The sequence below is a fragment of the Paenibacillus maysiensis genome (genome assembly GCF_000520815.1).
GTDB classification, from domain to species: domain Bacteria; phylum Bacillota; class Bacilli; order Paenibacillales; family Paenibacillaceae; genus Paenibacillus; species Paenibacillus maysiensis.
Genome location: NZ_ASRY01000241.1, coordinates 1 through 14,962, shown reverse-complemented (window position 1 = coordinate 14,962; position 14,962 = coordinate 1). Strand labels below are relative to the sequence as shown.

Annotated in this window: 11 protein-coding genes and 1 pseudogene; 9 read left to right on the top strand and 3 right to left on the bottom strand. The window is 47.9% G+C overall.

The features are described from left to right. Positions 1–55: 55 nt before the first annotated feature. The 4 genes and pseudogenes from parE to L696_RS0117360 form a co-directional block, all read left to right on the top strand. The gene (gene parE, locus L696_RS0117375; RefSeq protein ID WP_025684775.1) at positions 56–2,035 is read left to right on the top strand and encodes a DNA topoisomerase IV subunit B; all 1,980 of its coding nucleotides are present in this window, start codon (positions 56–58) and stop codon (positions 2,033–2,035) included. A gap of 22 nt (positions 2,036–2,057) precedes the next feature. Further along, on the top strand, positions 2,058–4,520 hold the full coding sequence (gene gyrA / locus L696_RS0117370; protein ID WP_025684774.1) for a DNA gyrase subunit A: 2,463 nt from the start codon (positions 2,058–2,060) through the stop codon (positions 4,518–4,520). A 275-nt stretch (positions 4,521–4,795) separates the two neighbouring features. Next, entirely contained in the window at positions 4,796–5,266 is a 471-nt protein-coding gene (locus L696_RS0117365) for a MarR family winged helix-turn-helix transcriptional regulator (RefSeq protein ID WP_025684773.1), read from the top strand. A 243-nt stretch (positions 5,267–5,509) separates the two neighbouring features. Next, positions 5,510–6,544 (top strand): annotated as a pseudogene (locus L696_RS0117360) (DHA2 family efflux MFS transporter permease subunit); the annotation flags it as partial. Between the two features lie 95 nt (positions 6,545–6,639). On the opposite strand, the gene L696_RS0117355 reads toward L696_RS0117360, so the two are convergent. Continuing rightward, positions 6,640–7,386, bottom strand: a complete 747-nt coding sequence (locus L696_RS0117355; RefSeq protein ID WP_025684771.1) for an RluA family pseudouridine synthase — start codon at positions 7,384–7,386, stop codon at positions 6,640–6,642. Positions 7,387–7,394: 8 nt separating this feature from the next. After that, positions 7,395–8,258 carry a class I SAM-dependent methyltransferase gene (locus tag L696_RS0117350; protein ID WP_025684770.1) on the bottom strand — a complete coding sequence of 288 codons (864 nt, stop codon included), beginning with the start codon at positions 8,256–8,258 and terminating at the stop codon, positions 7,395–7,397. A 503-nt stretch (positions 8,259–8,761) separates the two neighbouring features. Here L696_RS0117350 and araA point away from each other — a divergent pair. After that, positions 8,762–10,243, top strand: coding sequence for an L-arabinose isomerase (gene araA, locus L696_RS0117345; RefSeq protein WP_025684769.1), 1,482 nt, complete (start codon positions 8,762–8,764; stop codon positions 10,241–10,243). A 143-nt stretch (positions 10,244–10,386) separates the two neighbouring features. On the opposite strand, the gene L696_RS0117340 is transcribed toward araA, so the two are convergent. Beyond that, a complete protein-coding gene (locus tag L696_RS0117340; RefSeq protein WP_025684768.1) occupies positions 10,387–11,946 on the bottom strand; it encodes an IS1182 family transposase in 1,560 nt (519 codons plus the stop codon). 253 nt (positions 11,947–12,199) lie between these two features. Between L696_RS0117340 and L696_RS0117335 the strand changes: the two genes are divergently transcribed. From L696_RS0117335 to L696_RS28750, 4 genes are all read left to right on the top strand, one after another. Continuing rightward, entirely contained in the window at positions 12,200–12,658 is a 459-nt protein-coding gene (locus tag L696_RS0117335; protein WP_043922447.1) for a flavodoxin, read from the top strand. Positions 12,659–12,678: 20 nt separating this feature from the next. Then, positions 12,679–13,497: a hypothetical protein gene (locus tag L696_RS0117330; protein ID WP_025684767.1), complete on the top strand. Its 819-nt coding sequence runs from the start codon at positions 12,679–12,681 to the stop codon at positions 13,495–13,497. A 360-nt stretch (positions 13,498–13,857) separates the two neighbouring features. Continuing rightward, on the top strand, positions 13,858–14,511 hold the full coding sequence (locus L696_RS0117325) for an HlyD family secretion protein (protein WP_025684766.1): 654 nt from the start codon (positions 13,858–13,860) through the stop codon (positions 14,509–14,511). Positions 14,512–14,525: 14 nt separating this feature from the next. Next, the coding region (locus L696_RS28750; protein ID WP_155985421.1) for an MFS transporter at positions 14,526–14,962 on the top strand (437 nt) is incomplete at its 3' end.

Below are 14,962 nucleotides of genomic sequence, written 5' to 3'. Positions count from 1 at the left end.
AAATCATCAAGAATAAGGCAAAACACGGTTACGATTAGACAAAGGGGGAGCATGAATGGTCGACAAAATCGACTTGTCTGCGGGAGCGTCCGGCACTCAGAACGGAGCTTTGGAATATGGCGTGGACGACATTCAAGTGCTCGAAGGGCTTGTAGCAGTTCGCAAACGGCCGGGCATGTATATTGGAAGCACCAGTTCTTCGGGACTACATCATTTGGTATGGGAAATTGTGGACAACGCGGTTGATGAGCATCTTGCCAAGTTTTGCTCCCGCATTGACATTACAATGCATAAGGACGGTTCCGTTACAGTAACAGATAACGGGCGTGGTATTCCTACAGGAATGCACAAAACAGGAATCCCAACACCACAGGTAGTATTTACCATTTTGCACGCCGGAGGTAAGTTCGGCGGTTCGGGATATAAAAAGTCCGGGGGTCTGCACGGTGTGGGCGCGTCCGTAACGAACGCTCTTTCGGAATGGCTTGAAGTGGAAATTTACCGGGACGGCAAGATTCACCGTCAGCGGTTTGAATATTGGCAGGACAAGAAGGGCGTGGAGCATGTCGGGGAACCGACCACAGGCCTTGAAGTGCTGGGCAATACCAACAAGACGGGCACCAAAATTACATTTAAACCGGATATTCGCGTATTCCAGGCAGGCATTCATTTCAACTACGATACGCTGGCCGAACGGCTTCAGGAAATTGCTTTTCTGAACTCGGGTCTCCGTATCCAGCTTAAAGATGAACGCAGCGGGAAGTCGGATGAGTATTTTTATGAGGGCGGAGCGAGTCAGTTTGTCGCTTTTCTGAATGAAGGCAAGGACGTGCTGCATGACGTCATTCACTTCAATGCAGAGAAGGAAGACGTTGAGGTGGAAATTGCCATTCAGTACAATGCAGGTTATACCGAAACGATTGCTTCGTTTGTCAACTCCATTCCGACACGGGGCGGGGGTACACATGAAACGGGCTTCAAAACCGCTTACACCCGTGTCATGAATGAATATGCGCGACGCACGGTAATGCTGAAGGAAAAGGATAAAAATCTGGAAGGCAATGATTTACGTGAGGGAATGATGGCCGTAATCAGTGTCAAGATGGCTGAGGTTGAATTCGTCGGCCAGACAAAGGATCAGCTGGGTAGTGCTTCCGCACGCAGTACCGTGGATGCGATTGTATCGGAGCAGATGCAGCGTTTTCTGGAGGAAAATCCGCAGGTTGCGCAAACGTTAATCAAAAAGGCAGTACAGGCGTCCAGAGCGCGTGAAGCAGCACGTAAGGCTCGTGACGAAATGCGTTCCGGCAAGAAACGCAGTGAAAGCTCTAATCTGAACGGCAAGCTGTCGCCTGCGCAATCCAAGGATTTTACACGAAACGAGCTGTTTATCGTGGAAGGTGATTCGGCTGGAGGATCGGCGAAGCAGGGACGGGATTCCAAAATTCAGGCTATTTTGCCCTTGAAGGGCAAGCCGATGAACCCGGAGAAATCCAAGCTGGCGGATGTTATGAAAAATGATGAGTACCGCGCGATTACAGCAGCAATCGGGGCGGGGGTAGGAACAGAGTTTACGCTGGAAGACAGCAATTATTCCAAAATCATCATTATGACTGATGCGGATACGGACGGCGCGCACATTCAAGTGCTGCTGCTAACGTTCTTTTATCGGTATATGAAAGAGCTGATTGATGCGGGACGCATATTTATTGCTCAACCGCCATTGTATAAGATAACCCGGAAGTCGGGTAAGCTCGAAACGGTACGTTATGCCTGGACTGACGAGCAGCTTGATAATTACTTAAAGGAATTTGGACGGAATTTTGAGCTTCAACGCTATAAAGGACTTGGGGAGATGAATCCTGATCAGTTATGGGAAACGACGATGAATCCCGAGTCACGTACCCTGCTGCGCGTCCAGATTGAGGATGCAGCCAAGGCTGAACGCCGTGTGTCCACATTGATGGGCGACAAGGTTGATCCGCGCAAGCGCTGGATTGTGGAAAACGTAGATTTTACGGAATATGTAGAGTAGTGCTAACAAATGAGGTGTATACATGAGCTTATCGGAGCAATTTTTGCCAGCTTTTCTGGAGGAAGTGGTCGGTGACCGCTTTGGCCGATATTCCAAATATATTATTCAGGATCGGGCGATACCCGATGTGCGGGACGGATTAAAGCCAGTACAGCGCCGGATTTTGTACTCCATGTATGATTCCGGCAACACACCGGATAAAGCGTACCGTAAATCTGCCAAAACGGTTGGGGACGTTATGGGTAATTATCACCCCCACGGTGACTCGTCAATTTACGACGGAATGGTGCGGATGGCGCAGCCTTGGAAAATGAGTCACGTACTTGTGGACGGTCACGGCAACTGGGGTTCCCAGGACGATGACCCGGCAGCCGCTATGCGGTACACGGAGGCCCGTCTGTCTCCTATCGCGATGGAAATGCTGCGTGATATCGAAAAACGCACGGTTATGTTCAAGGATAACTTTGATAACTCGGCCAAGGAGCCGGTTGTACTTCCTTCCCGTTATCCGAATCTGCTAGTAAACGGCTCCAGCGGAATTTCGGCCGGATTCGCGACTGAAATTCCAACGCACAGCTTACGCGAGGTCATTGACGCCAGCATTGCTGTGATGGAAAAGCCGGATATTGAGCTGGAAGAGATTATGACCTTTATTAAAGGTCCTGATTTCCCGACTGGCGGACTGATTATGGGGGGCGAAGGCATTAAAGACGCTTATCGCACAGGTAAAGGGCGTATTTATATCCGTTCCAAAACGGAAATTCAGTCTTTGCGCGGAGGTAAGCAGCAACTGGTCATTACGGAGATTCCATACCAGATTGTTAAATCAAGGCTCGTAACCGCCATGGAGAATATCCGTCTGGAGAAAAAGGTGGAAGGGATTGCCGAGGTTCGTGACGAGAGTGGACGGAACGGTTTGAGAATTGTGGTGGAACTGAAGAAGGAAGCCGATGCGGAAGGGATTTTGGCTTATTTGCTGAAAAAAACCGACCTTCAGGTGGCATACAACTTCAACATGGTAGCCATTGTGAACAAAGCGCCGCATCAGCTTGGATTGAAGTCCATTTTGGAAGCATATATCGCCCATCAACGCGAGGTTGTCACACACCGTATCCAGTTTGAGCTGGAAAAGGCGGAGGATCGTGCCCATGTGCTGGAAGGTTTGGTCAAGGCGCTGAACATTCTGGATGAGGTCATTGCGGCCATTAAAGCTTCCAAAAATCGCCAGGACGCGCAAAATAATTTGCAATGGATGTTTGGCTTTAGCGAACGTCAGGCTGATTCTATTTTGACCTTGCAGCTGTACCGTCTCACGAATCTGGAAATCACTACGCTGGAAAAGGAATTAAGTGAAATCCAGAAAAAAATTACCCAGTACCGTTCTATTTTGGAAAGTGATCGCAAGCTGATTAGTTTGATCCGCAAGGAGCTGCTGGAAATCCGTGAGAAGTACGGCATTGACCGCCGTTCGGACATACAGGGTGAGGTTGAAGAGATTAAGGTAAATCTGGAGGTCATGGTTGGGGCAGAGGACGTATTGCTGACTCTTTCCAAAGACGGCTATGTGAAGCGTACAGGTATGCTGTCCTTTACTCGTTCCGGTGGGGAGCGCTCAGCTTCCGGCGTTAAGGAAGGTGATTATGTCACCCAGTTGCTTGATGTCAACACACTGGATGTGTTACTCGTCTTCACTCAACGCGGACAATATTTCTTATTGCCTGTGCACCAGGTGCCGGAGTACAAGTGGAAAGAGCCGGGAACTCCGATTGTTAACGTGATTCCGTTAACCAAGGATGATCGTATCGTGAGTGTCATTCCGGTCAAAAACATTGAGGAAATCGGCAAAAGTCTGGTGTTTGTAACAAAGAAGGGCCAAGTGAAGCGGACAGAGCTGACGGAATATGCAACGAAACGTTCCAGTGCTGTAGCAGCCTGCAAGGTAGCAGGGGACGATGAAGTGTTGTCGGTAACGCTAAGCGACGGCACCCGGGATATTATGCTTATTACCCGTGCAGGGATGAGCATACGCTTCAAGGAGCAAGAGGTTAATGCGATGGGCCGCGTCTCGGCGGGTGTTAAAGGTATACAACTGGCGGAAGGCGATGAAATTGTCGCAGCGCTGTGGGTGGTAGAGGATGAAGGAGAAGTACTGGTGCTGACTGAGTCCGGTTATGGCAAGCGTACGCTTCTACTGGACTATCCTGCCCAGGGACGAGGTGGTAAAGGAATCACCACCTTTGAATTTAAGGAAGGCAAACGAGTACGTTCGAACGGAACTCGGATCGTGGCTGCCTTCTATTGCCGTGAAGCTATTCAATTATTTGCGATCACTGCAGAAGGGCAGACGATGTCTTTCCTTTCGGAAAAAGCTCCTTTGACCGACCGCAAGGATACAGGCAAGCTGCTGGCTCCTATGGAGAAGAAGGACGAAATTGTGAATGTGCTGCCGCGTAGTGAGCCGCAGGCTTCCCAGTCCATAGAATAACAGGAAAGTCAAGCGCTTTTTAGCTCGAAAAAGAGAGGTCCTCTCGTGCCATTCCGGCACGAATGAGGACCTTTTTGCCGTCATGCTGTCGAACCTTGAGCAGCCTCCAAAACCGAAGTGAGACTTCCTTCCCCTTTTCAATTGATGCTCCAAAAACGGCAGGAAACCAGGGCTGAATGGCGAAAATTTAATGTGATGAAATACAATCCGGACGGTGGCCCATACGGTAATTTTGATGCTTTTACTGACCCTGTTATTCAAAGGAGTGAGGCAAAATGCAAACGACCGAATTTGCGAAAATCTGGTCCAGAATGGCTAAGGATTACAAGGTTCATATGGAGCAGCAGTTGGCTCCATCATTGACTGAGGCTCAGCTTACGGTGCTGGAGGTTCTGAACGAATACGGCCACATGAAACCGTCTCAACTGATCCCGTATCTCGCAACCACACCTGCGGCGGTTACGATGCTGCTGGACCGGATGGAGCGGAATCGCCTGGTCACCCGCTTTAGAGACGTAAAGGACCGTAGAATCGTATGGATTGTTATTTCCGATCAAGGGAGAGAAGAAGCTGAACGGGGATTGCAGATAAGAGATGATTTTCTGGGCTCTGCACTAAACCGAATTTCGCAGCATAATCAAAATTTGCTGGTTTATCTGTTGGGTAAAATCACCACAAAGACGAAACTGTCTGCATCGGCAAGCGAGGCAAAGGGAGTAAAGGAACAAATAGAGCGAGCGGAGTAAGTGGAAAATGGATTGAATGAAAAACAGCTTATATGAACATATCGTCTCTTTAATATTCTAAATAAAAATGCGCGGATAATGCTGCCCAAATGGGCCACATATGTCCGCGTTTTTTATGCTGAAAAACACATACTGTAGCTTGTAGCTGTTGTCATTTTTTAAATGATTTGTTGTATCCTGCAAGTTTCAGATGCTTTTTTCAATACCTAATGTCTGTTACAGGGGTGAATGTTGACATTTACATATAACATGATAAATTATGACTGGCAGGTACTGTTCTGGATCATCCTGCCGATTTCGGTGATGTCGATTGTGATCGGATTTATTTTTCTGAAAAATGTAACGGAGCAGTCCAAGCCTAAGCTGGACATTCCCGGCATCATTTTGTCTACGCTCGGTTTCGGCGGACTGTTATACGGCTTTAGTGATGCAGGAACATCGGGCTGGGGAAGTATTCCGGTCCTGTCTACGCTTATTGTGGGGACGATCGCGCTCATTCTGTTTATTGTTCGCCAACTGAAGGTTGATGAACCTATGCTGGAGTTCCGTATCTTCAAATATGATGTGTATAGCTTGACGACAATCATTAATGTCATTGTGACGATGGCTTTGTACGCCGGTATGATATTACTGCCGATTTATTTGCAAAATATCCGCGGCTTTTCACCGATTGAGTCCGGTATGCTGATGTTGCCGGGGGCCATTCTGATGGGGGTGATGTCTCCTGTAACTGGGGCTATTTTTGACCGGATCGGAGCACGATGGTTGTCTGTGATCGGTTTATTGATCATGGCTGTGACGACTTGGGAGTTCACACGCTTGACTGAAACAACGACCTATATGACGCTGCTGGCTAATTATACGGTTCGGATGTTCGGAATGTCATTGCTGATGATGCTGATCCAAACGGCCGGGTTGAACCAGCTTCCGCAACGATTGAATGCGCATGGTACTGCGATGAGTAATACACTGCGTATGATTTCCGGTTCAATCGGAACAGCAATTCTGGTGACGGTGATGTCGACTCAAAGCAGCAACCGTCTGACGAATATTGTTGCATCTGAGGGATTAGCTGTTACAAATAAAGCAGAGATGCTGGCAGCAGGCAACCAGGCTACGATTTATGGTATCAACTCAGCCTTTATCATTGCGACGCTGTTGAGTGTGACGGCCCTGATTTTGGCATTTTTCATCAAGAATACGAATGCTCAAAACGCTCGGCCCCGTCAGCAGTTGGTGAACAGCAAGAAAGGGCAGTCTGTGGTCTCCTCGTCATAAGGACGGGAGGGCTATCAGATTTTTAGCAAAAAAAGAGCCCGTAATGCATGTTTGTTTGATTACATGCGTTACGGGTTCTTTTTGTATATGCCTGCTCAATTTTCAGCTTCGATCATGCTTTCATAAAGCGATTTGGGCCACTCGCTCCATGGGAATTGGGCTGGAGGGAACGAGTGGAAGCTCATGTGCTCCTTGCTAACAGGATGCGGTGCCCCAGCAAGCAGAGACCAGAGCGCCAACTGTTGACCTGGGCGGCTCAGGCTGCCACCGTATTTTTGATCCCCGTATAGAGGACAGCCGATAGCCTGCATCTGTACACGAATCTGATGCGAGCGTCCGGTGTGTAGCTCAATTTGTACAAGACTGAGCCCATCTGCTTGCCCAAGCACTTGGTATTCTAAAATGGCCTCCTTGGCCCCGGCCGTACCGGGACGAACTGCCTGAACCGTGTTAGTGCGGCTGTCCTTTAGCAGATGATGGGTCAGACGGCCTTGTGAGGCCGCGGGAACACCGTTTAGAACCGCTGCATACATCTTGCGGAAACTACGGCCTCGAACCGACTCTGACAGCCGAGAAGCGGCTTTGGACGTCTTGGCAAAGATCATGGCACCGCCTACAGGCCGATCCAGTCTGTGAACCAGTCCTAAAAAGACATTACCAGGCTTATCGTGTCTGATTTTGAGGTCTTCCTTGAGTAAAGACAGCAGATCAGGATCACCGCTGGCGTCCTCTTGTGTCGGAACGTTGACAGGCTTGACAACGGCCAGAACATGGTTGTCCTCATATAGAACAGGGATATTCGGCTGTGCGTGTCCGTGCCGGGTAAGTTCATCTGGAGTCATAGGAGGAATTAAGCCTCCCAGCGTCCGAGAATACCACAAGGCAGATTTAGCCCCGAGCGGGTAATCGGCAATCCGATTTCACCAGCGCTGATTTGACCGCCATACTTTTGTTGCATCGTCATACTCAGCATGTTGCGCAGTACGGAAGGCGAAATCCCAGTGGTATAGGAGTTAATTAGCATGAACAACGGTTGATCGGAAATGATGCTCATGCAGGATTCCAAGAACGGATACAGGCTTTCTTCCAGCTTCCATGTTTCTCCGTTTGGTCCGCGCCCATAAGAAGGAGGGTCCATAATGATCGCATCATATCGGTTTCCCCGACGTTGCTCCCGCTGTACGAACTTGAATACGTCGTCTGTGATAAAGCGCACCGGACGGTCGGCTAAACCGGACAATTGCACGTTTTCCTTCGCCCATTGCACCATGCCCTTGGCCGCATCCACGTGGACAACACTCGCTCCAGCATATGCTGCGGCAGTAGTGGCTCCCCCAGTGTAGGCGAACAGGTTCAGTACCGAAATCGGTCTGCCAGCGTCTTTGATTTTATCCATCATCCAGCTCCAGTTCGCTGCTTGCTCCGGAAAAAGACCGGTATGCTTGAAGCTGGTCGGTTTAATGTGGAATTTAAGCGGCCCGTAGCTGATCGTCCAACGCTCGGGAGTAGGCTTCTTCATATCCCAGCTGCCGCCCCCGGAGGAACTGCGGTGGTAATGTCCATGAACATCGCGCCACTCGGCTGTTTCCTGGGGCAAAGGCCATATAATTTGCGGATCGGGCCGACGCAGGACAATATCGCCCCAACGCTCCAGCTTTTCGCCGCCGCCTGTATCTACTACTTCATAATCTTTCCATTCTTGTGCTACATACATGTACAATCCATCCTTCAGCAGTCAATTCAGGATTCCGGCAGTCCTCTGCACAAAAATCCCCATATGGAGTCTATTGTACAACAAACCTCAGCAACAATCGAATGATTCCATGGAGAAGCTGATATTGACCGTTATAGGTCCCAGCATTTTTTTGTCGCTTTATGGCGGTTAGTGATATGAATTAGATGATCCACTCTGTGTGGTAATTTCCTCATAATAATGCCAAGTCCGAAATTACAGGGCTTGGCATTATTTAATATGTCATGACTACTAGGACTTACGTGCTTGTTTATCTTCAGCTTCCAGATCAAAAAAAAATTTTTACCAGATACACTTGTAATTAGAGCGCTTCCATATTAAAATGAAATCAATCCAACTTGTACGTACAACTAATCATTTTTCATCATAATCATGAGAAAAATATTAGATTGTACGTACATAATATTTTATCTATAAATACAGCTGCAACTATACTTATTTCCTGACAGGAGGAATTTTTAATTATGAAACCGTTTAAATTTTGGTTTGCTACAGGAAGTCAGCATTTGTATGGACCCGAGACGCTCGAGCAGGTACAAGAGCATTCTCGTCAAATTGTAGAGGGATTGAACCGTAGTGGTCATTTACCGTTTGAAGTGGTTCTCAAGCCGGTTCTGACGAATTCCGACGCGATTCGTCGTCTCATTATTGATGCGAACGGAGATGACCTGTGTGCAGGGATTATTACCTGGATGCATACATTTTCTCCGGCGAAAATGTGGATTGCTGGCTTGACGCGTTTGGCAAAGCCTTTGTTACATCTGCATACTCAATTTAACCGTGATATCCCTTGGGATAGTATTGATATGGACTTTATGAACCTGAACCAATCCGCGCATGGTGACCGTGAATTTGGCTTTATCGGTGCCCGTTTGGGTGTAACTCGTAAAGTTGTTGTCGGCTATTGGGAGGAAGAAGGCGTTCAGAAACGCATCGGCGGCTGGATGTCCACGGCTGCTGCTTATAGCGAAAGCCAAAATCTCAAAGTAGCCCGTTTTGGTGACAATATGCGTGAAGTAGCTGTAACCGACGGCAACAAAGTATCTGCTCAGGCCCAGTTGGGCTGGTCGATCAACGGCTATGGTGTGGGTGATCTGGTTGAGGTCGTTAATAGCGTGTCAGAGGGGGATATCAACTCTCTGTTTGAGGAGTATCACGACCTGTATGAGTTGTCCGCAGAAGCCAAGCAACCGGGTGCAGTACGTGATTCTATTTTGGAGCAGGCTCGTATTGAGCTGGGCTTGAAAAAGTTTTTGCAGGACGGAGAATTTGGAGCCTTTACAACAACGTTTGAGGATCTGCATGGTCTGAAACAACTGCCTGGTTTGGCGGTTCAGCGTTTGATGGCCCAAGGCTATGGCTTCGGCGGCGAGGGTGACTGGAAAACGGCAGCGTTGACGCGTCTGATGAAGCTGATGGCTAACAATGTGGATACTTCCTTTATGGAAGATTACACGTACCATTTGGAGCCGGGCAATGAGCTGAATTTGGGTTCTCATATGCTGGAGGTATGTCCGACGATTGCTGTGAACAAACCTCGTATTGATGTCCAACCGTTGGGTATTGGCGGCAAAGCCGATCCGGCTCGTCTTATTTTTGAAGGCAAACCGGGTAAGGCGCTCGTAGCATCTATCATTGAGCTGGGAGGACGTTACCGTCTGATCATTAACCAAATCCATGCTGTGGAAAATAAAAACCAAATGCCGAAGCTGCCTGTAGCCAGCGTGTTGTGGAAACCAGAGCCTTCGCTTGAAGTATCTGCAGAAGCATGGATTCATGCGGGCGGAGCGCATCATACGGTGTTGTCCTATGCTGTAACCACTGAGCAATTGCTGGATTATGCAGAGCTGACAGGCATTGAAGCCGTCGTTATTGACAACAACACGAACATCCGTCAGTTCCGTCAGGAGCTGCAATGGAATGAACTGTACTGGCGTAATAAATAATGGATGCAATAAATAACAAGCTTCTTGTTTAAGCAGCTTATTCATAGGTTTTATCAGCGAACGGGGCTGTCCCAAAAGCCCTTAAAAAGCATATCGAAGAAGAACAAAAACACCGATATGTTCAAAAGGGACGAAGCAGAGGTTTATCCTGCTTCGTCCCTTTTGCGTTTTTCCGTCATTGCGGCTTTTTTGAGCAGATTGTGGGCAAGGCAAAGCCACCCGACCTCCAGGCTTACTTTTTGCAAGCCGCGAAGCAGGAACCTTCGGAAACCCCGATTGTTTTTTATTTGTCCAAACACGCTCTCGGGCTCAGTCATGCGCCGAACGGAAAGGGTGTATCCTTCCTCGCTGCGCAGTCGTTCCCGCATGTCGTTTTTTTGCCGCATATAGGTCAGACTGACGGCAATCTCCCGGTGGCCCTTGGCTGTGGTGCATTTCGCTTTTAGGGGACAATCGCTACAATCTCCACTTCGATAATGGCGTGTCCGAATCGTGTAGCCGCTCTCCGTGACCGTCTGGCCTTCGTATCGAAAACGTAACGTTTTTCCAGCCGCACAGGTCCATGTATCTTCCGTTTCGTTGTAGCTCCAGTTGTCCACTTTGCCTATCGCTTGCTTCCAAGCCCTGGTTTTCTCCTTGTGGTATGTCCCGTATTTGACGATCGCTTGGATGTTGTGCTCTTCGAAATAGCTGTAATTTTCTTCGCTTCCATACCCTGCATCGGCAATGACCATCTCTGGTTGTCTCCCGAGTGATTCTTCCAGATGTTCCAAATGGGGCTTCAAGCATTTCGTATCGGTAGGCCGCTGATGCACGCTGTAACCGAGCACAAACTGGTTTTCCGTGCCCATCTGCACATTGTATCCCGGCTTCAGTTGACCATTTCGCATGTGATCTTCCTTCATTCGCATGAACGTCGCGTCCGGATCGGTTTTGCTGTAGCTATTGCGCTCGCCCGCGGTTTCGATCTGATGCTCATACTTTTGGAGCCGCGGCAGCAAGTCCTTGCGTAACTGGCCCACGGCTTTCTTTAAGGTTTTATTTTTCGGTTTTTCTTGCAAAGCTTCCTCCAGTTGTTGAACCGCGTTTTCCAGCTTTTCTGCCGTGAGCGAGGAAGCTTCGCCAAGCTCAGGAAGGTCTGTACCCGCGTGGAGCGCATCTTCTTCGCTTTCGGCCGCTTCGATGGTTTGGAACAGGGTATGTACTTTTTCTTGCAGCTTGGCCTGGTGCTTGACAACGGCCTTTTTCCAGACGAAGGTGTACCTGTTTGCATTCGCTTCAAACTTGGTTCCGTCCAGAAAGTAGTGTTCCAAGGACACGTATTGCTCCTGAACAAGCAGCTCCAGCACATGGGTAAACACGGTTTCCAGCACCTCTTTCATCCGCTCCGAACGGAAGCGGTTGATGGTACGGAAATCCGGTTGTTGCCGCGCAGCAAGCCACATGAACATGATATTTTCGCGGACGGCCTTGGCGATTTGACGGGAAGAGTAGATGCGCTGAGTGTAGGCGTAAATGATGATTTTGGTGAGCATTTTAGGATGATAACTATGACGGCCACCGCCAGGATACGCAGCGTTGAAAATGGAATCACTCAGGCGGTTGACTGCGTCGTTTACCACACGGACGATGTGGTTTTCGGGGATATCTGCCTCTAAATCCATTGGTAAGAAAAGTTGATCCATGGTATATTGAATGTACAAAGAAACCGTCTCCTTTCGAATGGTTGGGTGGTACCTCCATTTTACCAAGGAACGGTTTCTTTTTGTTTTACAATTTGGAGAAAAGGGCCGTCCCCAGCCAATTTTATGACTTTTGGGACAGCCCCGTTTTGCGTATGTTTTACCAAGCATAAAACACTTTTTTGAAATTAATATTTGACAATGAGAATCATTATCAAATATTATTTGAGTAATAGGGAATAAATGCATTCCATATGTCAAACAAAAGTGAGGGATGAACTTGGGTAAAATCATGATTGCTTATGCCAGCATGACTGGTAATACAGAGGAAATCGCAGAATTGATCGCCGAAGGCGTCCGCCAGGCAGGACATGAGGCGGAGTTGAAGGCTTCATATGATTGCAGCGCGCAGGAACTGCTCGGTTATGACGGATTCCTGTTGGGTGTATATACATGGGGAGACGGTGAGCTTCCTGATGAATTTTTAGATTTTTACGAGGAACTGGATGAGCTTGATCTATCCGGTAAAAAGACCGCTGTATTTGGCAGCGGAGATACATCCTATACACAATTCTGCGGCGCGGTTGACCTGGTAGAGGAAAAAGTCAAAGAACGCGGCGCAACTGTTATTCAGGAGAGCTTGAAGATCGAATTCAACCCACTGGACGATGAAAAAGAAAATTGCCGGGCTTACGGAAGACAATTTGCACAGGCTGGCATTGGGGTGTCCTGAGAAGAGAGCGAGGGATAGGTATGCGCAATAGCGATAGCTTAAGCGGCTTTCCTCTTCTGCACGACTATCAGCTTGAGGAGATGTGGAGAACTACGCAGTCTACCCGTCAATCGCAGGGAAAACGCGGGCGTGAAGGCTGGAATTGGAGGCAACGGGTTCAATATGCGGTAGGGCATGCGCTAAATGAATACTTCGAAATGGAAGTAGGGGTGCGGCGGGAAATCCCCGTCCAGTACGTGCTGGAGAAATGGTGGCCCAAGCAACCAACCGGCTTCGAATCGTTGTTCCATTACTGGGACGTTAAAAATAAAGTGTCAGGCGAGCTGTCTAAAATTTGTGCGCTAAATAGGGACTTGTCAGTGCCGGTGATGTTGTATGAGCAATTTTGCACGTCGGTCCCTGAGCTTGAGATCGACATTTCGCTCATTGTGCAGTCTGCCTGGCAACTGTCAGCTGGAGCAGATTCCTTGCTGATTCAGAAATACATCGTGGATTATAATCCCAACGTTATTCATACATTTCAACATTTGACGAATGTTTTTTGTTATTATGCATTTGGCGCTCTTCCGCAGCTTATTGAGGTCTACTGTCTGCTGGAGGGCAAAAAAATCCGCTTTATCCCGGGCCCTACTTCTTTACAGCAATCTCTGGATTACGTTTGGCTATTGCGGGACTCCAGAGAGGATGTACACGCGACAACAGAACGATGTCGTTGCGGAGCCTGCCTGGGGGAACAACGATCACAGGGCAATAGCAACAGGATAGATAAGAACAAAAAAGAGCAGCAGGAGGCCAAAAACCGTAGAGAACGGTCATGGGGACCTTTGCTTTTCTCTTAGTGTATTCTTTGAAAACCTTTAAATGTAATTAATACCTTTTCGTTGAAATAGCCTTGTTTCCCAAGGCTATTTTTTATGAAAATTTTTTTGAAAAACTGAAAATTTATATTGCCTGAATAGATAAATGTAACTATAATATTTCAATGTACGATATTTATATGAAAATATTTAAATATAAAGGAGACGATGTGTGAGCATAGACAAGGATTGCCTATGTACATAGATAATGTTCTTTCTTTTGCATGGTAATGCTGCCATGTGCTTATTTTACGTTCTCGATTTGGTTTGATGGCCTAATATTTCGAAATTAAAATATTAGCGTTGAATAATAAAATTTTTTGGACAACAGGGGTGGAAGAAGTGAGTAAGAAAACCGTACTGCCAATTCTCATCGTACTGCTCATTCTGAGCGGTGGAGCCATTGGCTATTATTATTGGTATCAGGCAACACACTTTGTTAAGAGTGACGATGCGCGCATTCAAGCGGATCAATATAAGGTAATGCCGCAAATTTCCGGTGAGATTACACACATTGATGTGGAGGAAGGCGATGTTCTTCAGCGTAATGAACCGATTGCGGAGCAGGATGTATCGGGGCTGGATTCCAGTATGATCAGCAAATCCGTACTGCGTGCGCCGATCAACGGTACCGTCATTAAGATTTATTCGAAGGAGCATGAAATCGGTTCTCCGGGCAGTGCTGTTGCAACCATGGTTGATATGAACAGCCTGTATGTCTCCACGAATATTGAAGAAACCGATATTGACCGCATTAAACCAGGACAGCTTGTTGACATTACGCTTGATGCTGCAGGTGACAAGACGATCCAAGGCAAAGTTCGTAAAGTGGGCGAAGCCTCAAATGCGGTGTTCTCGCTCATTCCTGCGGTAAACACAAGCGGTAACTTTAACAAGGTGACCCAGCGTGTGCCTGTAGAGATTGCCGTGAACAAGCCGAAGGATATGAAGCTCATTCCAGGAACGAACGTGGAAGTTAAAATTCATACACCTTAAAAGGAGGGGTCCATGTGGCTGCCAATGAAACTGCTGCTGCTCCTTCGACAGATACTTCCAAAGAACGCTGGCTTGCTTTTTTTGCCATCGTTTTAGGCGCCTTTGTCGCCATTCTGAACAACAGTCTGATCAATGTCGCCATTCCTCGATTGACGACGGACTTAGGATCAACGACGACACGTATTCAGTGGGTTATTACAGGTTACACGCTTGCATCTGGTGTAATCGTCCCGATTACCGGATATATGGAGCAGCGCATCGGATATAAAAAGTTTTTAATACTTGCGCTCAGCGTGTTCTCGCTGGGAACGGGAATATGTATTTTTGCATGGAGTGATTCTTCCCTGATCGCAGCACGGGTGCTGGCTGGTCTGGGAGGCGGTGTCATTATGCCGCTGAGTATGACGATTATTTACAAAATCATGCCGCGTGAACAAATCGGTATGTCCCT